General features: G+C 71.0%; 19 protein-coding genes. 15 read left to right on the top strand and 4 right to left on the bottom strand.

All coding sequences use genetic code 11. The annotated features are described in order from the left end of the window. The first annotated feature begins 57 nt into the window (after positions 1-57). Both ABCU91_RS13710 and ABCU91_RS13705 read left to right on the top strand, forming a co-directional pair. Entirely contained in the window at positions 58-2,919 is a 2,862-nt protein-coding gene (locus ABCU91_RS13710; RefSeq protein WP_413354142.1) for a glycosyltransferase, read from the top strand. Continuing rightward, a complete protein-coding gene (locus ABCU91_RS13705) occupies positions 2,916-4,304 on the top strand; it encodes a DUF5719 family protein (RefSeq protein WP_413354141.1) in 1,389 nt (462 codons plus the stop codon). The genes ABCU91_RS13710 and ABCU91_RS13705 overlap by 4 nt, the downstream gene beginning before the upstream one ends. 27 nt (positions 4,305-4,331) lie before the next feature. Here ABCU91_RS13705 and ABCU91_RS13700 read toward each other — a convergent pair whose 3' ends face one another. Further along, on the bottom strand, positions 4,332-4,754 hold the full coding sequence (locus tag ABCU91_RS13700; protein ID WP_172824683.1) for a metallopeptidase family protein: 423 nt from the start codon (positions 4,752-4,754) through the stop codon (positions 4,332-4,334). A 29-nt stretch (positions 4,755-4,783) separates the two neighbouring features. Next, positions 4,784-5,410, bottom strand: coding sequence for a TetR family transcriptional regulator (locus tag ABCU91_RS13695; RefSeq protein WP_413354140.1), 627 nt, complete (start codon positions 5,408-5,410; stop codon positions 4,784-4,786). Between the two features lie 52 nt (positions 5,411-5,462). Between ABCU91_RS13695 and ABCU91_RS13690 the strand changes: the two genes are divergently transcribed. The 12 genes from ABCU91_RS13690 to hpf all read left to right on the top strand — a co-directional run bounded on the left by ABCU91_RS13690 (position 5,463) and on the right by hpf (position 17,712). Then, the gene (locus tag ABCU91_RS13690) at positions 5,463-6,080 is read left to right on the top strand and encodes a biotin transporter BioY (RefSeq protein WP_413354139.1); all 618 of its coding nucleotides are present in this window, start codon (positions 5,463-5,465) and stop codon (positions 6,078-6,080) included. Further along, positions 6,077-6,766: an energy-coupling factor ABC transporter ATP-binding protein gene (locus tag ABCU91_RS13685; RefSeq protein ID WP_413354138.1), complete on the top strand. Its 690-nt coding sequence runs from the start codon at positions 6,077-6,079 to the stop codon at positions 6,764-6,766. Before ABCU91_RS13690 ends, ABCU91_RS13685 begins: the two co-directional genes overlap by 4 nt. Then, positions 6,760-7,353: a CbiQ family ECF transporter T component gene (locus ABCU91_RS13680; protein WP_413354137.1), complete on the top strand. Its 594-nt coding sequence runs from the start codon at positions 6,760-6,762 to the stop codon at positions 7,351-7,353. Before ABCU91_RS13685 ends, ABCU91_RS13680 begins: the two co-directional genes overlap by 7 nt. 51 nt (positions 7,354-7,404) lie before the next feature. Continuing rightward, positions 7,405-7,611, top strand: coding sequence for a DUF3499 family protein (locus ABCU91_RS13675; RefSeq protein ID WP_036313226.1), 207 nt, complete (start codon positions 7,405-7,407; stop codon positions 7,609-7,611). A gap of 22 nt (positions 7,612-7,633) precedes the next feature. Continuing rightward, entirely contained in the window at positions 7,634-9,091 is a 1,458-nt protein-coding gene (ahcY, locus tag ABCU91_RS13670) for an adenosylhomocysteinase (RefSeq protein ID WP_413354136.1), read from the top strand. Positions 9,092-9,153: 62 nt separating this feature from the next. Continuing rightward, the gene (locus ABCU91_RS13665; RefSeq protein ID WP_406923624.1) at positions 9,154-9,588 is read left to right on the top strand and encodes a Fur family transcriptional regulator; all 435 of its coding nucleotides are present in this window, start codon (positions 9,154-9,156) and stop codon (positions 9,586-9,588) included. Between the two features lie 44 nt (positions 9,589-9,632). Continuing rightward, the gene (katG, locus tag ABCU91_RS13660) at positions 9,633-11,972 is read left to right on the top strand and encodes a catalase/peroxidase HPI (protein ID WP_413354135.1); all 2,340 of its coding nucleotides are present in this window, start codon (positions 9,633-9,635) and stop codon (positions 11,970-11,972) included. A gap of 147 nt (positions 11,973-12,119) precedes the next feature. Beyond that, positions 12,120-12,800, top strand: coding sequence for an MtrAB system response regulator MtrA (gene mtrA / locus ABCU91_RS13655; RefSeq protein WP_413354134.1), 681 nt, complete (start codon positions 12,120-12,122; stop codon positions 12,798-12,800). 19 nt (positions 12,801-12,819) lie between these two features. Next, positions 12,820-14,499, top strand: a complete 1,680-nt coding sequence (gene mtrB / locus ABCU91_RS13650) for an MtrAB system histidine kinase MtrB (protein ID WP_406923627.1) — start codon at positions 12,820-12,822, stop codon at positions 14,497-14,499. Beyond that, on the top strand, positions 14,496-16,172 hold the full coding sequence (locus ABCU91_RS13645) for an LpqB family beta-propeller domain-containing protein (protein WP_413354133.1): 1,677 nt from the start codon (positions 14,496-14,498) through the stop codon (positions 16,170-16,172). Before mtrB ends, ABCU91_RS13645 begins: the two co-directional genes overlap by 4 nt. Before the next feature lie 89 nt (positions 16,173-16,261). After that, positions 16,262-16,936, top strand: coding sequence for a ComF family protein (locus ABCU91_RS13640; RefSeq protein WP_413354132.1), 675 nt, complete (start codon positions 16,262-16,264; stop codon positions 16,934-16,936). A 116-nt stretch (positions 16,937-17,052) separates the two neighbouring features. Further along, positions 17,053-17,712, top strand: a complete 660-nt coding sequence (hpf, locus tag ABCU91_RS13635; protein ID WP_205803102.1) for a ribosome hibernation-promoting factor, HPF/YfiA family — start codon at positions 17,053-17,055, stop codon at positions 17,710-17,712. Positions 17,713-17,785: 73 nt separating this feature from the next. Here hpf and ABCU91_RS13630 read toward each other — a convergent pair whose 3' ends face one another. Then, on the bottom strand, positions 17,786-18,616 hold the full coding sequence (locus ABCU91_RS13630) for a serine hydrolase domain-containing protein (protein ID WP_406923630.1): 831 nt from the start codon (positions 18,614-18,616) through the stop codon (positions 17,786-17,788). Further along, positions 18,616-19,944, bottom strand: a complete 1,329-nt coding sequence (locus ABCU91_RS13625) for a hypothetical protein (RefSeq protein ID WP_413354131.1) — start codon at positions 19,942-19,944, stop codon at positions 18,616-18,618. Before ABCU91_RS13625 ends, ABCU91_RS13630 begins: the two co-directional genes overlap by 1 nt. A 179-nt stretch (positions 19,945-20,123) precedes the next feature. Here ABCU91_RS13625 and secA point away from each other — a divergent pair, with 179 nt between their 5' ends. Further along, positions 20,124-22,907, top strand: a complete 2,784-nt coding sequence (secA, locus tag ABCU91_RS13620; RefSeq protein ID WP_406923632.1) for a preprotein translocase subunit SecA — start codon at positions 20,124-20,126, stop codon at positions 22,905-22,907. Positions 22,908-22,938: the final 31 nt, after the last annotated feature.

Here is a 22,938-nt window from a genome sequence, read left to right as displayed (position 1 = left end):
CGCCACCCCGCCCGTCCTCCCCGCGACGGTCGATGCGCGACCTAGGCTGACCTGGTCATGCCCGCCCGAGTACACGCGATCCTCGTCGTCCGCCCCCACGGACGCGGCCCCACTGATCTCCACCTGAGCCGCACCCTGCGCGCGCTCGCCGCCCAGACGCGGCGCGTCGACGCGCTCACCGTCGTTCTGTGCGGCCCAGACGAGGCGCTCAAGAAGCTGACGTCCGAATCCGGCGCCGAAGCGGTCATCGTCACGGGGCGTGCGACCGGATTCGCCGACGCGCTCCGGCTCGCCAGTCGGCGTGTGTCGGGAGACGCCGTCTGGTTGCTCGCGCAGGACACCGCTCCCGCCCCGGACGCGCTCGCGCGGCTCGCGGGTGCGCTGGAGACCGCGCCATCCGTCGCCCTGGCGGCACCGAAACTGGTCTCGTGGGATGACGCGAGTCGCATCGTCTCCCTCGGCGTCACCATGACGCGCACCGGCCGCACGGTGGGCCTGGCCGACGGGGAGCTGGACCAGGGGCAGCACGACACCGGCGAAGACGTCCTCGGGTCGGACATCCGCGGCGTCCTCGTCCGTTCGCAGGTGTGGCGCGACCTCGGCGGAGTCGACCCGGGTCTCGCCGGCGCGGATGAAGGCCTCGATCTCGGCATCCGCGCCCGTCTGTCGGGGGGACGCGTCGCTCTCGCTCCCACCGCACTCGTGGCCGTCGCGGGCGACGGTGTCGCCGGCGCGCCGACCGGTCGCTCGGTGGGTGCTCGGGGGCGTCGCCAGTACGCCGAACGCAAGGCGCAGTTGCACCGCCGGATGGCGTACGCGCCGGCGCTCGCCGTCCCGTTCCACTGGCTGAGTCTTCTCCCGTTGGCGCTCTGGCGGACTCTCGGTCACCTGCTAGCGAAGAATCCGGGTCGCATCGGGCCGGAGTGGGTGGCGTCGTTCTCCGTCCTGTTCGGTCTCGCGTCCGTGGTGCGTGCGCGCCGCAACATCCGCCGGCACCGGTCGGCGTCGTGGTCCTCGCTCGCGTCCTTGCGGATCGGACGCCGCGACCTCCGCGAGCGCCTCGAAGACGAGGCGGACGCCGCGGCGACGCCGCGGGAAGACCTCCACTTCTTCAGCGGAGGAGGGGCCTGGCTCGTCCTCGGCGCGCTCGCGACGTCGGTTCTGTCGTTCGGCGCCCTTCTGGCCTGGCCTGTCCTCGGCGGCGGCGGACTGGCGCCGCTGCGCAGCGGCGTCCTCGCGCTGTGGACCGATGCCGCCTACGGTCCGCGCGCGCTGGGGTGGGACACCGTGGGTCCCGCCGATCCGTTCGCCGCCGTCGTGGCCGTGATCGGCTCGCTGTCACCCCTCGCCCCGTCCCGGGCCCTCGTCATCCTGTGGTTCCTCGCTCTGCCGCTCGCGGCGCTCGGCGGCTGGTTCGCCGCGACGCGCATAACGGCGCGTCCCGTCCTCCGCGCCGCCGCGGGATTCGCGTGGGCCGTCGCACCGATGTTCCTCGCCGCCCTCGTCGAGGGCCGACCGGCCGCGGTCATCCTCCATCTCGCGTTGCCGTGGCTGGTCTACACGGCGCTCGCCGCGCGCCGCTCGTGGAGCAGCGCCGGACTGGCGTCGATCATCCTGGTGGTCGTGGTGGCGTGCGCGCCCTCGCTGGGACCCGCGCTGATCGTGCTCTGGCTCATGGGGCTCGGGCTGGCGATCGCCACTCGCCGTGGACGTGGAGCCGGTCGCATCGCGTGGCTCGTCGTGCCGTCCGTCGCCGTCTTCCTCCCCCTCTGCTGGTACCACCTGAGCGTGGGCGATGCGCTCGCCGTCTTCGCCGATCCCGGGCGTCCCCTCGCCGTCACGGGTGACCCGGCCGGTCTGCTGCCCAAGGTGCTCTTCGCCTTCGGCTACCCGTCGACGGACGGGGTCGGATGGGCGCAGTTCCTCGGCGAGGACGGGCGCGCGTGGTGGGCCGCCGCGTTCACGGCTCCCGTCGTAGTCCTCGCGCTCCTCGGGCCGGTCCTCGGCCGCCTGCTCCCGGCATCCGTCGCCCTGGTGGCGGGAGTCCTCGGTGTCGCGACCGCGGTCGCGGGGTCGGGTGTCGCTCTGACGGTCGGAATGTCCGGCTCGGTCCCGATCTGGCCCGGGAGCGGACTCTCGCTCGCGTGGGCCGGCCTCGTCCTCGCCGCCGTCGCTGGCCTCGACGGGTTGCGCCGCGTCGACGCCCTCGTTCCCGTGGCGGCGTCCGTGATCATCGCCTTCCTCGCCGTCGGCGCGGTGCCCGCGCTGACCGCCGTCGTCCGAGGGGATGCGGCACTCGCCGACGGGCCGACGAGCACCCTCCCGGCGTACGTCCAGACCGCGGGCAGCGAGGGGGAGCGCGACGGCGAACAGACCGCGACGCTCGTCCTCACGGTGCAGCCGGATGCCGCCTACTCGGCGTCGGTGGTCTGGGGTGCCAGTGAAACCCTCGGCGGACAGACGACGCTGCAGTCCACACGCCCCGACCTGACCGCGGGCGACCGGGAGCTCGCACACGTGACGGCCGACCTCGTCTCGACGGCCGGGGGCGATGTCGTGTCCACCCTCGCCAGCCACGGGATCGCCTACGTGCTCCTCGAGCGGGCGCCCCGCGAGAGCGACCTCGCCCGGGCGGGCCGACTGGGTGCTCAGAACCTGCTGAACCAGCGGGCCGACCTCGTGAGCGTCGGCGAGACGGCCCGCGGCGTCCTGTGGAGCGTGGAGGGTGCCATCGCGGAGCGCACCGTCGACGACGCATCGGGACCGACGACGCTCCGGGTCGCACTCCTCCAACTCGGCGTGATCGTGGTCGCGCTGTTGCTTGCGGTCCCGACCCGGGCGAGCCTGCGCGCGGGACGCCGACACCCGCGGATCATCGGGGAGCGCGACGCGCTCGCTGCAGAGAGGGGCAGCTCGTGACGACCGCCCGCCGGATCCGTCGGGGCGCCGGGGGCGTGGTCAGCGTCCTCGTCGTCGTCGGCACGTTCTTCCTCGTGACCACGCCGCTGCCCGAGGTCGACCGGTCCACGCTGTCGCTCACGACCCGTCCCGAGGCGGCGACATCGCTGTTGTCCTGCACGGGACCGCTGTTCGCCGCGGGCCGGAACACCGATGATGCCGCCGCGGTCCAGGTCGCCGCGTCGCAGAGCGTCGTCTCGGGAACCGCTGCGGGGGATGCCGCGCCGGCACAGAGCGAGGTCGCTTCGGCGGTGGCCGACGGCCCGCCGGCCCTGTCGTTCTCCGCGGTTCCCGTCGAAAGGGTGCGAACGGACCTCGCTGCCGCAGGATCGTCGCGCGTGAACGCCGACGACCTGGCCGGTTTCGCGGCGTCGGCGTGCACGCCGCCCGCCATGGAGACGTGGCTCTCCGCCGGCAGCGGTCTCACGGGCGCCGCCGATCTCGTGGTCATCGCCAATCCCGGGGACGTCGCTGCGCGCGTGGATCTCACCGTCTTCGCGTCCGGCGGTCGGACGACACCCGAGGCGGGCGCGGGCATCCTGATTCCGCCGCAGCAGCAGCGGATCGTCCCGCTCGCGTCCCTCGCGCTCGGCGAGACCAGTCCGGTCGTCCTCGTCTCGGCCACGCAGGCCCCCGTGCAGGCGGTGCTCCAATCGAGCCTCACCCGCACCCTCGTGCCGGTCGGCGTGGACGAGGGGGGTGCGACGGGCCTGCCGCGCACGCAGCAGACCATCCCCGCCTTCAGCGCCGTCGGCGAGCGCGATGAGCCCACCGACACCGCCGTTCGCGTACTGGCGCCCTCCGACGACACCACGGTGTCGGTGTCGGTGACGCCCGTCGGCGGGCGGACGGCAGCGGCGTCGTTCAGCGATCTGGCATTGACCACGGGTGTCCCGCTCGAGATCGACATGGAGAGGCTGCCCCCGGGAAGGTACCGCGTGGACGTGGATGCCGGGGCTCCCGTCGTCGCCTCGGCCCACGCCTCGACCGGGGCGGATGCCGGATCTGATTTCGCCTGGTACGGCACGGCCGACGACATCCGGGTCCCCTCGCTCCTCGCCGTCGCGCAGGGACCGCAGCCGCAGCTCGCGATCGTCAACCCGGGAGCGCAGGAAGTCGCGGCGGTCCTCACCGGCGCTGCCGGGGCCGGCGAGCCGAGCGAGGTTCGGATCCCGGCGGGCGGATCGGCGTCGGTCGACCTGCGCGCGGGCGAGCTCTACCGGCTGGATCCGGCCGGCGGCACCCTCCGCGCGAGCGTCACGTTCTCCGCGCCCGATGCGATCGCCGGCTATCCGGTCCTCCCTGCGGACGCGGCCGCCGCGCCCGTCGTGGTGCGGCCTCGCTGACACCCGCCGGAGCGGTGTCGGTCGCGGTCAGAACCGGAAACGGTCGGGACCCAGGTCCCACGGGTCGCGGTCGAGGTACTCGGCTGCGGCGCGGAAGACGCAGCTCTCGATCATCATGCGGCGGTGCAGATCGTCGTTGCGGTGGAGTCGCGCGAGCCGTTCGATCGGCAGGCGGAAGAGGATGATCCGCTTCTGCTCGCCCTGGACCTGCCAGCGGGGGATGCCGTCGTCATCGGATGCGTCCGGCATCCACCCGATGTCGAAGCGGACCTCCCGGAGTTCGGGCCAGGCGCTCCGCAGGAACTCGACGGCCGTCGTGACGGTCAGGTCGAACTTCTCGGCGCGCGTCTCGATGGCGGGGAGGGGCGGGCGGACGACGGAGCTGCGGTCCAGACGGCCGTGTCGACCGTGCCGGTCGGGGCGAGCGGTCGTGCGAGCGCGTCGCCTCACGGGTCCACCTTGCTGCGCATGACGCCATCCTAGGCGTCGGCGGGCCGCCGGGTGCCGTCCTGCCAGACGGCGATGCCGCCGACGATGAGAGCGAGGGCGGAGGAGAAGGCGTCGTCGGCGGGGCGCTCGAAGGATGCGGGGGTGACGGTCGCCTCGGGCGCGGCCGCACCCCAGGCATCCGCTGACCGGCGCTGCTGTTCGTGGAAGGTGATCCCGACGACGTAGTGGGTGACGGCGTCGGCGACGACGTGGGCCGCCGCGGACTCCTCCCGGCCGGAGAGGGCCTCGTGCAGGGGCGATGCCACGAGCCCGAGCGCCAGCGAACTCGAGACGACCTCGGCACCGTCCCGGTGGGCGAGGAGCCGATCGTGGAGGCGGTGGCCGAGCGTGACGGCCGCCTCGGCGAGGCCTTCCGGATCCGACGGACGGAGCGCGACGGGGGTCAGGATGCGAGCGCTCACCGCCGCCAACAGCTCCTGCTTGCTGGCCACGTGCCAGTAGAGCGCGCTCGGCTGGACCCCGAGCTCGTCGGCGAGCCGTCGCATGGAGAGGTCGGGCAGGCCGACCCGATCGAGCAGGTCGACCGCCGCGTCGACGACGTCCTCTCGTGTCCGCCGCGGCGGGCGGGGAGACCGGTTTGAGTCCGGGGGAGTCACGGGGCTATCGTACCTGAACGGTGTTCACGTGAACACCGTTCAGGAGGATGAGATGACCCACCCACGCCCGACTCCGCGTCTGGACACGACCGACCTCGCGCGAGCGGCGGTCTTCGCCGGAGTCATCGCCGTCCTCGGACTGCCGGGTTCGTTCTCCGTCTTCGGCGGCGTGCCCATCACCGCGCAGACGTTGGGTGTCATGCTGGCCGGTGCCATCCTCGGACCGCTGGTCGGCGCGGTGTCCGTCGCCACCCTGCTGGCACTCGTCGCCCTGGGGCTGCCCCTGCTCGCCGGCGGGCGCGGCGGAGCGGCCGTCTTCGTCGGCCCGACCTCGGGCTACCTCATCGGTTGGCTCGTCGGCGTCGTGATCATCGGTCTGATCGTGCATGCCGGGAGGCGGCGGCCGGTGTGGTGGCGCACCTTCCTCGGGGTGTTCCTCGGGGGAGTCGTGGCCGTGTACGCCTGCGGCATCCCGCTCCAGAGCGTCATCATGCGGATCGGCGTCGACCAAGCGGCCCTCGCCAACCTCGCGTTCGTGCCCGGCGACCTCGCGAAGGCGATCATCGCGACCGTCGTCGTCGGTGCTCTGGTCCGCGGCTACCCGCGTGCGTTCCGGCGCATCTGGGCGCCGCGGGTGACCGTTCCGCGTGAGGCGGCGCCGGTCCGGTGACGAGCGCCGTCCGACTCGCCGGTGTCTCGGTTCGGCTGGCTGATACCGACGTCCTCCGCGATGTCGACCTCGCGCTCGATGCGCGGACCGTCGCCGTGGTGGGCGACAACGGATCGGGCAAGTCGACGCTGGCCCGCCTCATCGGCGGGCTCGTGCGGCCGACGCGGGGACGTGTCGAGGTCTTCGGTCTCGACACGGTGGCGGATGCCGCGGCGCTCCGCCCCCGCACCGCGATCGTCTTCAGCAATCCCGATGCGCAGATCGTCATGCCCACCGTCGCCGAGGACGTGGCCTTCTCCCTTCGTGCGGACCGGCTGCCCCGGCCGGAACGCGACGCGCGTGTCGCGGCCGCCCTCGAGAGGTTCGCCCTCGCGGAGCTCGCCGATCGCCCCGCGTACGAGCTGTCCGGTGGTCAGAAGCAACTCCTCGCCCTGTGCGGCGCGTTCGTCCGGCATCCGGACCTCGTGATCGCCGATGAACCGACGGCGTTCCTCGACGGTCGGAACGCCCGCATCGTCGCCGGGCACCTGCTCGCCGACGGCGGGCATCGCCTGGTCGTCGTGACGCACGACCTCGACCTGGCGGCGCGCTGCGACGTCGCCGTCCGGGTGCACGAGGGCCGCATCGCCCAGGTGGGCGTCGCGGCCGAGGTCGTCGCAGGCTACGCCGCGAGCTGGCGATGCTGAGTCTGTATCGCCCCGGCACCGGTCCCTGGCACCGGATGCCGCCGGGGCCGAAGGCGCTTATCCTCCTGCTTCTCGTGCTCGGCGTCTCCCTCCTGCCGACAGCGTGGCCGTCCGCGGTCGTCGCGGTCGGCGTCTGCGTCCTCTGCTACGTCGTCCCCGACGTGGGCATGAGGGAGCTCGGCCGTCAGGTGTGGGCGCTCCGCTGGCTCGTCGTGGTGGCCTTCGGCATCCCGTGCATCTTCCTCGGTGTCGAGGCGGCGACGGTCGGCACCGCTCGCATCGTGGCCGCCGTCGCCCTCGCCGGGCTCCTCGCCCTGACGACTCCGGTCGCCGCGCTCCTCGACGTGGTGGAGAGGGCGCTGGGACCGCTCCGGATCGTCGGTGTGGATGCCTCCCGCGTCGCGCTCCTGCTCGTCGTCGCGCTCGGAACGGTGCCGACGCTGGCCCGACTGGCTCGCGAGGTCCGCGATGCGCAGCGGGCGCGGGGGGCACGCGGCATCCGGGTGTTCGTGGTTCCCTTCCTCGTGCTCGCGCTGCGTCACGCGGACGACCTCGGCGACGCGTTGACGGCCCGCGGGGTGCGCTGAGACCGGCGCGGCCTCCCCGCGCGGTGGGGGCGCGCGGATAGCGTGGATCCGATGCTCGAGAGACTCTGCTCCAAGGTGGGCTGCGCCCGCGAGGCCGTGACGACCCTGACCTACGACTACGGCGACCAGATGGCCGTCCTCGGCCCGCTGGGCGCGGGGAACGACCCCCACGCGCACGATCTGTGCGCCATCCACACCGGCAGGATGTCGGTGCCCAAGGGGTGGGTCGTCGTCCGTCACGAGACGCTCCGCGTCTGATCCCGCGTGGGAGGATGGGCGCGTGCCCACTCCCGTGAAGACCATCGAACACGTCGTCGCCGACCTCTCGCTCGCGGAGGCCGGTCGTCATCAGATCCGCCTCGCCGAGAACGAGATGCCCGGACTCATGGCGCTCCGAGAGGAGTTCGGCGCCAGCCGTCCGCTCGCCGGCGCACGGATCGCCGGGTCGCTGCACATGACGGTGCAGACCGCTGTCCTCATCGAGACGCTCGTCGTCCTCGGCGCGCAGGTGCGGTGGGCGAGCTGCAACATCTTCTCCACGCAGGACGAAGCCGCCGCAGCCGTCGTCGTGGGGCCGAGCGGTACCGTCGCCGAGCCTGCCGGGGTGCCGGTGTTCGCCTTCAAGGGGGAGACGCTCGAGCAGTACTGGGAGCTCGCCGACCGGATCTTCGATTGGACCGACGAGGGCTTCGACGGCCCGAACCTCATCCTCGACGACGGTGGCGACGCGACCCTGCTCGTTCACAAGGGCGTCGAATTCGAGGCGGCCGGTGCGGTGCCGGATGCCGCGCACACGGACTCGGCGGAGTACCGCATCGTCCTCGAGACGCTCCGCAGCAGTCTGGAACGCGACCCGCAGCGGTTCACGCGTCTGGCGGCGGGGCTGCGCGGCGTCACCGAGGAGACGACGACCGGGGTCCACCGTCTCTACGAGCTGCACGCGGACGGGAAGCTCCTGTTCCCCGGCATCAACGTGAACGACTCGGTGACGAAGTCGAAGTTCGACAACAAGTACGGCATCCGACACTCCCTCCCCGACGGCATCAACCGCGCCACCGACGTCCTCATCGGCGGCAAGGTCGCCTTCGTCGTCGGGTACGGGGACGTCGGCAAGGGAGCCGCCGAGGCCCTGCGCGGCCAGGGCGCCCGCGTCATCGTGGGCGAGGTCGACCCGATCTGCGCCCTGCAGGCGGCGATGGACGGCTACCAGGTCGCCCGCCTGGAGGATGTCGGGGACCAGGTCGACATCGTCATCACCGGGACGGGCAACACTCGTGTCGTCACGGTGGACCACCTCGTCGCGCTCAAGCACCTCGCCATCGTCGGCAACGTCGGTCACTTCGACGACGAGATCGACATGGCCGCGCTCGAGGCGCTGCCCGGTGTCGAGAAGGTCGAGATCAAGCCCCAGGTCCACGAGTACCGTCTGCCGACGGGGCGCAGCATCATCGTCCTGTCGGAGGGGCGCCTCCTCAACCTCGGCAACGCGACCGGTCACCCGTCGTTCGTCATGAGCGCCTCGTTCACGAATCAGGTGCTCGCGCAGATCGAGCTGTTCACGAGGATCGACGAGTACCCGACGGGCGTGTACGTGCTCCCCAAGGCGCTCGACGAGAAGGTCGCGCGCCTGCACCTGCCCGCCCTCGGCGTGCAGCTGACGCAGCTGACGCAGGAGCAGGCGTCGTACATCGGCGTGCCCGTCGAGGGGCCTTACAAGCTCGACCACTACCGGTACTGACGCCGACACGCCCGACGCGATTCTCTTTTGATAAGATCAAAAGAAGGCGTAGGCTGAGTCCTATGACCGATCTCGCCCTGGACCCCGCCGGCGCCCTGCGCGACGCGGGTCTGCGGGTGACCGAGTCCCGGCTCGCGGTGTTCGCCGCGCTCGCCGCCCACCCGCACGCGAGCGCGGACGCCGTCTTCGCCGAGGTCGCGGGGGCGCTGCCGAAGGCGAGCCGCCAGTCGGTCTACAACGCGCTGAACGACTTCGCGGATGCCGCTATCGTCCGCCGCATCGAGCCGGCCGGACAGCCCATGCTCTTCGAGCTCCGTGTCGACGACAATCACCACCACCTCGTGTGCACCTCCTGCGGCCGCGTCCAGGACGTCGACTGCGCCGTGGGCGCGGCGCCCTGCCTGCACCCCGCTGACGACCACGGCTTCCGGATCGCCGCGGCCGAGGTGACCTATTGGGGTCTCTGCGGCGACTGCGCCGCCGAGGCCGCCGCCTGACCTCCCACCGCCCACCACTCATCCACCCGAACGGAAGGATCACCATGAGCGACCGTGACCCCCAGGCCGAGCCCATCGGCGCCGAGGCCACCGACGTCGACCAGGCCGTCACCCCCATCGACACCCCGGTCGATGAGCGCGGAGACGGCGAGACGCGGCCGCGGGAGAACACCGCCGACGCCTGCCCCGTCATCCACACGGCGCCCGGCGCCGACCGCGCGAACCACGGGGGCCAGCCGCATCCGACCGTCGGCACCGCCAACCAGGTGTGGTGGCCGAACCAGCTGAACCTCCGCATCCTCAAGAAGAACCCGGCCGTCGGCAACCCCGTCGGCGAGGACTTCGACTACAAGGCCGCCTTCGAGGGTCTCGATCTCGCCGCCGTGAAGGCCGACATCGCGAAGGTCCTCACGACCTCTCAGGACTGGTGGCCGGCCGACTTCGGCAACTACGGCCCCCTCATGATCCGCATGGCCTGGCACTCGGCCGGCACCTACCGCGCGACCGACGGTCGCGGCGGCGGCGGCACCGGCCAGCAGCGCTTCGCGCCGCTGAACAGCTGGCCCGACAACGTCAACCTCGACAAGGCGCGGCGCCTCCTCTGGCCCGTCAAGAAGACCTACGGCCAGGCGCTCTCGTGGGGCGACCTCATGATCCTCGCCGGCAACGTCGCGCTCGAGACCATGGGCTTCTCGACCTTCGGCTTCGGCGGCGGACGCCCCGACGTCTGGGAGCCGGACGACGACGTGTACTGGGGCCCCGAGACCACGTGGCTCGCCGACGAGCGCTACAGCGGCGACCGCAACCTCGAGAAGCCCCTCGCGGCGGTCCAGATGGGCCTCATCTACGTCAACCCCGAGGGCCCGAATGGCGAGCCCGACCCGCTGAAGTCGGCCCGCGACATCCGCGAGACCTTCGGCCGCATGGGGATGGACGACGAGGAGACCGTCGCGCTCATCGCCGGTGGTCACACCTTCGGCAAGACGCACGGCGCGGCGCCCGACACGAACGTGGACGACAATCCCGAGGCCGCCGGTCTCGAGCAGCAGGGTCTCGGTTGGAAGAACAGCCACGGCACCGGCAAGGGCGATGACACGATCACCTCGGGCCTCGAGGTCACCTGGACCTACCACCCGACCCGGTGGGACAACGAGTTCTTCCACATCCTCTACGCCTACGACTGGGAGCTCATGCGTAGCCCCGGCGGCGGACACCAGTGGCGTCCCACCAACGGCGCCGGTGCGGACATGGTCCCGCTCGCGCACTCCGACGGCCGCCGCGAGCCGCGCATGCTCACGAGCGACCTGGCCCTTCGGATGGACCCGGCCTACGACGCCGTCTCGCGTCGTTTCAAGGACGACCCGGTCGCCTTCGGCGACGCCTTCGCCCGCGCGTGGTTCAAGCTGACGCACCGCGACATGGGTCCCGTCGCGCGCTACCTCGGCCCCGAGGTGCCGCAGGAGGAGCTCATCTGGCAGGACCCGGTGCCCGCCGTCGATCACGAGCTCATCGACGACGCGGATGCCGCGCTGCTCAAGGAGCGCATCCTCGCCGCCGGTCTCACGGTCGCGCAGCTGGTCTCCACGACCTGGGCCGCGGCATCCACCTTCCGCGGCAGCGACAAGCGCGGCGGCGTCAACGGCGCCCGCATCCGCCTCGCGCCGCAGAAGGACTGGGAGGTGAACAACCCCGAGCAGCTGCAGACGGTCCTCGCCGCGCTCGAGGACGTGAAGGCCGTCTTCGACGCCGAGCAGCAGGGCGGCAAGAAGGTCTCGCTCGCCGACCTCATCGTGCTCGCGGGCAACGCGGGTGTCGAGAAGGCGGCGAAGGATGCCGGTGTCGAGGTCTCCGTGCCGTTCCACCCGGGCCGCACCGACGCCTCGCAGGAGCAGACCGACGAGCTGTCCTTCGGCTACCTCGAGCCGGTCGCCGACGGATTCCGCAACTACTACGGACCGAACGCGTTCCTCCCGGCGGAGCACCACCTCATCGACAAGGCGAACCTGCTGACCCTCAGCGCGCCCGAGATGACGGTGCTCGTGGGCGGCCTGCGCTCCCTCGGCGCGAACTGGGACGGCTCGTCGCACGGCGTGTTCACCGGCCGGCCGGGTGCGCTCACGAACGACGTGTTCGTGAACCTGCTCGACCTCGGGTCGACGTGGACGCCCCTCGACCCGGGCTCGCACGCCTTCCGCGGCGTCGCTTCCGACGGTTCGCAGATCGGTGTGGGCACCCGTGCCGACCTCGTGTTCAGTTCGAACTCGGAGCTGCGGGCGATCGCCGAGGTCTACGCCTCGGACGACGCCGCCGAGAAGTTCGTCCGCGACTTCGTCGCGGCGTGGACGAAGGTGACCGAGCTCGACCGGTTCGACCTGCACGGCTGACCGGCACCGCCATCACGACGCACGGCCCCTCCTTCGCGGGAGGGGCCGTGCGTCGTCCGGGCAGGAGCGGCCGCCTGTCGGTTACTGTGGACTCACCCGTGGGCGGAGCACCGGCATCCGCCAACCCTGAAGGACGACATCGGCTCTATGACATCCCGCATCCTGGTTGTCGACGACGACACCGCTCTCGCAGAGATGATCGGCATCGTGCTGCGCACCGAAGGCTTCGACGTGGCCTTCTGCGCCGACGGTGCGGGCGCCGTCGACGCGTGGCGTGAGGAGCGTCCCGACCTGATTCTGCTCGACCTGATGCTGCCCGGCATGGACGGCATCGAGGTGTGCACCCGGGTGCGTGCCGAGTCCGGCATCCCGATCATCATGCTCACGGCCCGCACCGATACCGCCGACGTCGTCCGGGGCCTGGAATCGGGCGCCGACGACTACATCGTCAAGCCCTTCAACCCGAAGGAGCTCGTCGCCCGCATCCGCACCCGATTGCGGCCCACCACCGACACGCAGACCGAGAACCTGCGGATCGGCGACCTGACGGTGGACGTCGCCGCGCACGAGGTCCGTCGGGCGGAGGGGGTCATCGCGCTCACTCCGCTGGAATTCGAGCTCCTCGTCGCCCTCGCCTCGAAGCCCCAGCAGGTCTTCACCCGCGAGATGCTCCTCGAGCAGGTCTGGGGCTATCACTACAAGGCCGACACGCGGCTCGTGAACGTCCACGTGCAGCGGCTGCGCGCGAAGGTGGAGCGCGACCCCGACAACCCGCAGATCGTGACGACCGTGCGCGGCGTGGGCTACCGCGCCGGCGCCGCCGTGTGACCGGCCGGAGGATACTCCCGTGTCGGTGACGGCTCGCACCGGTACGCACACCGTCGTCCCGGTCTGGCGCGACTGGCGGTCCTGGCAGCGACGCATCCGGTTCCTGTGGCGACGGTCACTGCGCTTCCGGACTCTCGTCGTCACGCTGACCCTCACCGCGCTGACGATCGTCGTGGCGCTCGTCTGGATGTCCCTCGCGATCCTCACCGACCTGTACGAATCCCGCGCCGAGCAGGTGCAGGATGCCGCGCAGCGCGCCACGCAGGCGGCGCAGAGCACGTTCGACGCGGCCGTTGTCGACAGCGACCAGGTCGCGCTCCAGGTCCTCATGGACGAGGTGCGGCGCGAGATCCTGTCGCGTCAGGCGGGGACCACGATGCTCGCGGTGTTCCGCATCGACGACGAGCCGTCGGCGATCGCCCCGCAGAACTTCGAGGCCGGCGGACTCGAGGAGTCGATGATCCGCCCGGAGCTCCGCGAAAGCGTGCGGCTGTCGGCGGACCGGCAGTGGTGGCAGTCCATCGGGCTGCCCGAGGCCGACGGCGGCGAGACCCCCGGCATCATCGTCGGCCAACAGCTGATCGTGCCCGAGGCCGGTGCCTACGAGGTGTACTTCGCCTACGACCTGGGGTCGGAGGCGCAGACGCTGCAGTTCGTGCAGGTGACCCTCTGGGTGGTCGGCGCAGCCCTCCTCGTCCTCATCGGCGGGATCTCGCTGTTCGTCCTGAGGTCGGTGACGGTGCCCATCGCCCAGGCGGCCGAGACGAGCGCCAAACTCGCCGCCGGCGATCTGGCCGTGCGCCTCCCCGTCCGAGGCGAGGACGAGTTCGCGACCCTGGGTCGATCCTTCAACGCGATGGCCGACAGCATCGAAGGGCAGATCAAGGAGCTCGCAGAGCTCTCCCTCGTGCAGCAGCGCTTCGTCTCCGATGTCTCGCACGAGCTCCGCACACCGCTCACGACGATCCGCCTGGCGGCCGACATGATCAACGACCAGCGCGACGAGTTCGACCCCTCGACCGCGCGTGCCGCGGAGCTGCTGCACGCCCAGGTGCAGCGGTTCGAGGTGCTCCTCGGCGACCTGCTCGAGATCAGCCGGTACGACGCGGGCTCGGTTCAGCTGGAGCTCGAGGCGACGAGCCTCGCCCACCTGGCCGAGGACACGATCGAGTCGATGGCTCAGCTCGCGGAGCAGCACGGCAGCGATGTGCGACTGGTGGCCCCCGGCGGCTACTCGCCGGTGGAGATGGATCCTCGCCGCATCCGCCGTATCGTCCGGAACCTGCTCGGCAACGCGATCGAACACGGCGAGGGTCGTCCGATCGTCGTGACAGTCGACAGCGATCAGCGCGCCGTCGCGCTGGGGGTCCGCGACTTCGGCCTGGGCATGAGCGACGCCGACACCGAGCGGGTGTTCGACCGGTTCTGGCGGGCGGACCCGTCGCGGCGTCGGACGATCGGCGGCACGGGCCTGGGGCTCTCGATCGCCCTCGGAGACGCGCGCCTGCACGGCGGCACCCTCGAGGTCTGGTCGGAGCTCGGCGGCGGCAGTCACTTCGTGCTGACCCTTCCCCGCCGGCCGGGGGAGCACCTCACCGGGGGATCACCCATCGAGCTCGACCCGCGAGACGACGCTGCGCTCGGGGAACTCGGGCTCACTCAGCCCATCACCCTGCCGCCGCGGGAGGAGAGACCATGACCGTCCGTCGCACCGTCAGTACGGTGATCGCGCTCGCCCTCGCCCTCGTTCTGACGGCCTGCGCGGGTCTGCCCACCGGCGGTTCCGTCCACGTCGGCAAGGCGATCGACGAGGTCGAGGGTCCGCCGGACTTCTCCTACGTCCCCAACAGCCCGGTGAAGGATGCCACCCCTCAGCAGATCGTCGAGGGGTTCATCGCCGCCGGTTCCGGGCCGCGCGGCAATTGGAAGGTCGCGCAGGAGTTCCTGACGACGACCTTCCGTCAGAAGTGGCAGCCGCAGGCGGGTGTCACCGTCTACGCGCCCGGTGAGAGCTCGATCTCGTCGCCCGCCGAGAACGAGCTCGTCTTCAGTGTCGAACCGGTCGCCACCGTCGATGCGACCGGTTCCTACCGGCCGGCCGATCCCGGCCGCATCCCCTTCACCTTCTCCCTCGTGCAGGAACGCGGTCAGTGGCGCATCGCGCAGGCACCCGACGGCATCGTCCTCGACGCCAACCGATTCGGCTCGGTCTTCCAGAGCTACGACCTCTCCTACTTCGACCGGGGGTGGCGGACCCTCATCCCGGATGTGCGGTGGTTCCCCTCGACCAACCCCGCCACGCGGATCACCGCGGCCCTCGTCTCGGGGTCGCCGAGTCCCTGGCTGGCGGAATCGGTCCGATCGGCGTTCACGGGCGAGGTGACGCTCACCCAGCCCTCCGTTCCCGTGCAATCCGGCATCGCGCAGATCTCCTTCGATCCGTCGATCCGCGATCTCAACCGCGAAACCCTGGCGCGCATGAAGACCCAGCTCGAGGCGAGCCTCGCCGGGGCGGGCATCCTCGATGTGCAGATGCTCGTCGGCGACGAGCCCCTCGAAGTCACGGCGCGCACCACGAGGTCGACGGCGGTCGATGCGCGCCCGCTCGTCCTGCGCGACGGTGCATTCGGCTTCCTCTCCGGGAACGACGTCGAGGACGTTCCGGGCCTCGGCGACGCATTGGACGAGGCGGATCCCGAGTCGGTGGAGACGGATGCCGCGCGTACGACGGCGGCGGTGCGCACCGGGAGCGGCGCGATCCTGCGCGTGTCCTCCGACGGTCAGCGGACCGAGGTGGACACCCGCGCGGGGATGACGGCGCCGACGATCGACACGTTCGGGTACATCTGGACGGTGCCCGAGGACCAGCCCGGGGAGGTCGTCGCCTACGCCCCGGACGGTACCGCGCGGAAGATCCCGGCCGGGTGGGTCGGCGCGACGGAGGTCGCGGCGATGCGGGTCTCCCGCGACGGCGCCCGCGTGGCCGCGCTGGTGCGGTCCGGCGGACAGTGGGCCGTCTGGGTGGCGGGGATCATCCGCGACGAAAGCGGTTCCATCCCCACCTCCCTCGGACAACCTCTCCCGGTGGCGACCCTCGGCGGCAGGGGGGTCGACCTGTCGTGGATCGACGGGGCGACCATCGCCGTCGTGTACGTCGACGGGCAGCAGCGGGTCGTCCGCGAGCAGACGGTGGGCGGCCAGGGGACCGAGGTCCGCGGGCCCGACGGCGTCGTCGCGGTCGCGGGCGGCAATCAGAGCGGCAGCGTCTTCCTGCTGACCGACGACGGCAGTCTCTACGCGCAGCGCGGCTCCTGGCAGATCCTCGCGTCGGACGTCAGCGTTCTGGCGGATCAGCAGGGACTTCCCGGCTGATCCTCCTCCCCAGGAGAGCTCCTGGTGCGTCCATCCGCAACGCGGCACGACCGCCGCCGCGACCGGTCGTCGTAGAGCACGGTGGGAGGATGCCGCATCCCACGGAACCCCGCGCCCCGTCACGCGTGCGCCGCGCGGTCGCAGAAGCCCTCACCGTCGTGTTCCCCGTCGTGTGCGCGGGGTGCGACCTGAACGACGTCGATCTGTGCGACCGCTGCGTCGCGGAGCTCCGCCCCGACCCTCGTGCCCGGCGTCTTGTCGGCGGGCTGGAGGTGCGCAGCGCCCTGGTCTTCGATGCTGTGGCGGCCCGCGTCATCCGCGCGTTCAAGGAGGAGGGGCGGACCGCGCTCGCCGCGCCGCTCGGCAGGGCCCTCCGCGAGGCGTGGCCGTCCGGGTGGGACGCCGTTCCCGTGCCGATCCCCGCGAGCCGCCCGTCGATGAGACGCCGAGGGTACGCACCCGTCGTCCTCGCGTGCCGGCGCGCGGGCTGGCGGCCGTTCGCGCTGCTGCGTGTCGTGCGCCCGACCGCCGACCAGCGCGTCCTCGGCCGCCGGGAGCGCGCCGCGAATCTCGCCGGCGTGATGAGGGTGCGGCGACGTGCGGCGGCGAGACTCGCCGGACGCAGCGTCGTCCTCGTCGACGATGTGGTGACGACGGGAGCGACTCTCGCCGAGGCTGCGCGGGCGCTGGCCGAGGCGGGAGTCCCTGTGACGGGCGCCGTCACGATCGCCTCCACGCCGCTGCGCGGAGCCTCTCGCGGCTGAGGGCGGATTCATCGTGATCTGGCCGTGACATACCGGGGAGACGGCACTACGGTGGGGGGACACAAGGCGAACCGAGGTCCGCCCTTGACCGGGTGGACCGGAACAAGGAGGTCACGATGGAGATCAGTATCGTCGGCGTGGGAGTGAGCGTCAGCGACCGATTCCGCTCCGTTGTCGAGGAGAAGTCCGCCCGCATCGAGCACCTTTCCCCCCGGGCCCAACGGCTCGACATCAAGGTGACGCACCGCAGTTATCACAACGGTGGCCGTGAGGACGAGACCGTCGAGGTCACCCTCACCGGCAAGGGTCCCGTCGTCCGCGCCGAGGCGGTGGACGGCGACAAGTTCGCCGCTCTCGATCTCGCGATGACCAAGCTCGGCGAGCAGATCCGCCGGGCGAAGGAGAAGCGCGTCGACCTCCGCAACCATCCCCGCGGCGCCAAGCTCGAGAAGGGCACCGGGACGCTCCAGGGCATCGACGTGCAGCCCGCCTCGGTCGACGTCATCCGCGCTGTGGCGACGGGCGAAGTGCCGATCATCACGGGAGCAGAGGACGAAGAGGACTACACGCCCGTCGTCATCCGCACTAAGCGGTTCGACCCCGAATGGATGACGGTGGAAGACGCTGTGGACCGCATGGAACTCGTCGGCCACGACTTCTTCCTGTTCATCGACGCCCGTACCGACCAGCCGAGCGTCGTGTACCGCCGCAAGGGCTGGGACTACGGTGTCATCTCCCTGACCACCACGGCCGCACCGGCGGAGCTCGCCTCCTGACCTGACACGACAGACGAAGAGAGGGTGGATGCCGCGCGGCATCCACCCTCTCTTCGTCTCATGACTTCTGCGGTCAATCCTTCCGGAGAGCCTCGAGGATTCCGTCGCTGAACGGGGGCCAGACCTCGGCGGCCCACGGGCCGAAGGGGCGGTCCGTCAGCGCGACCAGCGCCGCATCCGCACGAGGATCGACCCACAGGAACGTGCCGGACTGGCCGAAGTGTCCGAAGGTCTCGGGGGAGTTGTGGGCGCCCGTCCAGTGCGGGTTCTTCGTTCCGCGGATCTCCAGTCCGAGGCCCCAGTCGTTCTCGGGCTGCTGGCCGAACCCCGGGAGGACGCCCCGGCGCCCGGGGAACGACACCCCTGTCGCGTGTTCGAGCGTCGCCGGGTCCAGCAGACGCGGCTGCTGCAGCTCCGCGGCGAAGCGCGCCAGGTCGGCGGTCGTGGACGATCCGCCTGCCGCGGCGGAGTCGCCGATCGACGTGTGGGACATTCCGAGCGGCGCGAAGACCGCTTCGTGGGCGTAGGCGTCGAAGGCGATCCCCGTCTCGGACTCCAGCAGATCGGCGAGGACCTCGAAGCCCGTGTTGGAGTACAGGCGGCGTTCGCCCGGAGCCGCGCGGAGGGTCGTCGACGAGAAGTCGTACCCGGCGGTGTGCGCGAGGAGATGCTCGACGGTCGCCCCCGGCGGGCCGGCGGGCTGGTCGAGCGAGAGCGCGCCTTCCTCGACGGCGACGAGAGCCGCGTAGGCGCTGAGGAGTTTGGTCACCGAGGCGAGCCGGTACACCCGGTCCTGATCACCGGCGGATGCCGCGGTCCGCCCATCCGCGGTGACCACCGCAACAGAGGCGTGCGGGACATCCCATCCCTGCGAGACCGCGACGGCGTCGTCGAGCGCCGGCATCAGTCGAACATGCCGTCGAGGAGCCCGCCGATCACGAGACCGCCGAGCAGACCGCCGGCCAGGCTGCCGCCCCCCATGCCGCCGCCCATGCCCCGGCCGCCGTAGCCGCCGCCGTTGCCCCAGTCGTTGGGGCGCGACGAGTCGATGTCGCGCTGGGCGAGATCGAGCGCCTCGGCGGCGAGCTGGCCGGCGCGACGCGCGAGGCCCATCGCCTCCTCGCGGTCGTCCTCGGGGATCGGCCCGGCGAAGCGCATGAGGTCACTCCGGATCCGCTCGGCCTCGGCGAGGCGGGTGCGGGCGTCCGCGCCGATCCAGCCGCGGTGGCCCGAGATGACGCTGCGCGCGACGCCGATCTGGCGGTCGGCGTCGTCGATCGCGTGCCGGACGTGCGCCTCGGACGGGACGGGACGCTCCGCGCGGGCGCGGGCCTTGGCGACCGCGGCGTCGAGGGCGGCGTTCGCGGTGCGGAGCCGGTTGAGTTCGGTGAACGGGTCGGGCTTGCTCCCCGCTGGTGTGAGCGCGCCGAGCGCCGACTCGAGTTCGGCGGCCGCGGCGGCGACCTCGGGTGTCGCGCGGAGCGGCTGCGCGACGATCAGGTCCTCGCGCGAGTCGTCGACGATCGCAGCGAGGGTGGATTCGGCGCGAAGGGCTTCGATCTCGAAGGTGTCGACCGCTTCGACGAGGGTGCCGGCGCGCCGGGACGCCTCGATGGCGGTCTCGAGGGCGAGGTTCGCCTGCTCGCGCTGACCGGCGTCGCGGCGGCGCTCCGACACCTCTGAGCTGTGCTCGGCGAAATCGAGCAGCTGGGCGGCTTCGGCCGCGTTCCCGAGCACGGTGCGCATCGCGGCATCCGAGTACCGCGTCGACAGGCGCTCGAGACTCGCGTTCAGCGCGGGAAGACGCTCGCGCAGCCGGGCCACGTCGCTGCGGATGCCGGCGATGATCTCGGGGGCGCGGCGGGCGCGGGCGATGGATTCGGCCAGTGTCTCGGTACGGTCGTCCAGCAGGTCCTCGGCCCATTCGCACAGCTGCACGATCCGGGCGTTGCGCGTGCGCAGCTCCTCGGGGGTGTCGGGGATCTCGTCGTGGTTGAGCTGATGCAGCTGGAACGCCTCGCCGAGGTGCTGGCGGACGGCTGCCAGCGCGTCGCGCAGGTCCTTGGTCGCGTCGCGCCCGAGTTCGATCTCGGCGTACGCCAACTCGTCGTCGGTCACCCGGATGCGCTCGTCGGCGGCGACGAGGGCAGCCCCGGCCTTCCGACTGAGTTCGGCATCCTGTGCCTCGATCTCCGCGTCTTCGCGCTTGCGTCTGCCCCAGAAACCCGCCATGCGCCCGATCTTACGGGCCGACGGATGCCGGCGGTCCGTCACCTGCCGGGGGATGCCACCGTCTCCAGCAACCTCGTAGGTCACGGCCGGATAACATGACGATGTATGTCTGCGCGTCCTGCGCACCGGCATCCCGACATCGCTCGTCGGAATGCTGAATCGACAGATGGAGATCCTCCGTGGCGAACCCCCTCGAGAAACTGCTTCGTGCCGGTGAAGGCCGCGTCCTGCGCAGACTGCAGCAGGTCGTGAAGGCCGTGTCGGCGCTCGAAGAGGACTACGCGCACCTCACCGACGAGGAGCTGCGCGGCGAGACGGCCGAGCTCCGCGCACGTCACGAGGCGGGCGAGTCGCTCGACAAGCTGATGCCGGAGGCGTTCGCCGCCGTTCGCGAGGCCGCGAGCCGCACCCTCGGTCAGCGTCCCTACGACGTCCAGGTCATGGGTGGCGCCGCCCTCCACCTCGGCAACATCGCCGAGATGAAGACCGGTGAGGGCAAGACCCTGACAGCGGCGCTGCCGGCCTACCTCAACGCCATCGCCGGCAAGGGTGTCCACGTCATCACGGTCAACGACTTCCTCGCCTCTTACCAGTCCGAGCTGATGGGCCGTGTCTTCCGTGCACTCGGCATGACGACCGGCACGGTCGTCTCGGGCCAGAACCCCGAGGTCCGGCGCCAGCAGTACGAGGCCGACATCACCTACGGCACCAACAACGAGTTCGGCTTCGACTACCTGCGCGACAACATGGCGTGGCGCAGCGAGGACCTCGTGCAGCGCGGCCACTTCTACTGCATCGTCGACGAGGTCGACTCGATCCTCATCGACGAGGCCCGCACCCCGCTCATCATCTCCGGTCCGTCCTCGGGTGAGGCGAACCGCTGGTTCACGGAGTTCGCGAAGATCGCCCGCACCCTCGAGCCCGGGGTCGACTTCGAAGTCGACGAGAAGAAGCGCACGATCGGGGTCCTCGAGCCCGGTATCGAGAAGGTCGAGGACTACCTCGGCATCGACAACCTCTACGAGTCGGCCAACACGCCCCTCATCTCGTTCCTCAACAACTCCATCAAGGCGCTCGCCCTCTTCAAGCGCGACACCGACTACGTCGTCATGAACGGCGAGGTCATGATCGTCGACGAGCACACCGGCCGCATCCTGGTCGGTCGTCGGTACAACGAGGGCATCCACCAGGCCATCGAGGCCAAGGAGGGCGTCGCGGTCAAGGCCGAGAACCAGACTCTCGCGACCGTCACGCTGCAGAACTACTTCCGCCTCTACGAGAAGCTGGCCGGCATGACCGGTACCGCCGAGACCGAGGCGGCCGAATTCATGTCGACCTACAAGCTCGGCGTGGTGCCGATCCCCACCAACAAGCCGATGATCCGCAAGGACCAGTCCGACCTCGTCTACAAGAACGAGCAGGCGAAGTTCGCGCAGGTGGTCGAGGACATCGCGGAACGTCATGAGTCCGGCCAGCCGGTGCTGGTGGGAACGGTGAGCGTCGAGAAGAGCGAATACCTGTCGCGCCTGCTCGCGAAGAAGGGCATCAAGCACGAGGTCCTCAACGCGAAGAACCACGCGCGCGAGGCCGAGATCGTCGCTCGCGCCGGACGCTACGGCGCGGTCACCGTCGCGACCAACATGGCCGGTCGTGGAACCGACATCATGCTCGGCGGCAACGCCGAGTTCCTCGCCGTGTCGGAGATGAAGGCCAAGGGGCTGGACCCGGTCGAGACCCCGGACGAGTACGAATCCGCGTGGGAAGAGGTCTACGCGGGCGTCAAGGAGAAGGTCCAGGAGGAGGCCGATCGCGTCGTCGAGGCAGGCGGGCTCTACGTCCTCGGTACCGAGCGTCACGAGTCGCGTCGCATCGACAACCAGCTGCGCGGCCGGTCCGGCCGTCAGGGCGACCCCGGCGAGAGCCGGTTCTACCTGTCGCTGACCGACGACCTCATGCGGTTGTTCCAGTCGGGAGCGGCCGAGGCCATCCTCGCCCGCACGAACTTCCCCGACGACGTCGCGATCGAGTCCTCGATGGTGTCGCGCGCGATCAAGAGCGCCCAGGCCCAGGTGGAGGCCCGGAACGCCGAGATCCGCAAGAACGTCCTCAAGTACGACGACGTCCTCAACCGCCAGCGCGAGGCGATCTACGCCGACCGCCGCCAGATGCTCGAGGGCGACGACCTCTCGTCGCGCGTCGAGCACTTCCTCGAGGACGCCATCGCGGCGATCATCGACGAGCACACCGGCTCCGGTCACAACGAGAGCTGGGACTTCGACGCCATGTGGACCGAGCTGAAGACGCTCTACCCCGTGGGTGTGACGATCGACGAGGTCGTCGCCGAGAGCGGCAACAAGGGCAAGGTGACGCCGGAGCTGCTCAAGCGCGAGCTGCTCTCGGACGCGAAGATCGCCTACCGCTCCCGCGAGGAGACGCTCGGCGAACCGGCCATGCGCGAGCTCGAGCGCCGCGTCGTGCTGCAGGTGCTCGACCGCCGCTGGCGCGATCACCTTTACGAGATGGACTACCTCAAGGACGGCATCGGTCTGCGCGCCATGGCTCAGCGCGACCCGCTCATCGAGTACCAGCGCGAGGGGTACCAGATGTTCCAGTCGATGATGGCGCAGATCAAGGAGGAGTCGGTCGGCTTCCTCTTCAACCTCGAGGTCGAGGTGCGTCAGACCGAGGGCGGCGACATCGAGGCCAAGGGGCTGGACTCGCCGGACATCGATGCGCAGAAGCTCCAGTACACCGCGCCCAACGACGCGGGTGAGGTCGAGGTGCGCAACGAGCGCGGTCAGGTGCAGCAGGCTGCCACCACCAAGGCGCGTCAGCGCGATGCCGAGCAGGAGGCACCCGCCGAGGCGCCTCGCGGAGCTTTCGGTCAGCAGGTGGATGCCTCGTCCGAGCCCGCAGATGCGGGCAACCGTGCGCAGCGTCGGGCGGCCGGCAAGAAGAAGTGACGGCGAGCCGGCGGGCGCCGGGCGGTCCACC

Source organism: Microbacterium phoenicis (assembly GCF_047302325.1).
Taxonomy (GTDB): Bacteria; Actinomycetota; Actinomycetes; order Actinomycetales; family Microbacteriaceae; genus Microbacterium.
The sequence above is the reverse complement of the archived record's forward strand: the minus strand, read 5'-3'. Positions and strand labels throughout refer to the sequence as shown.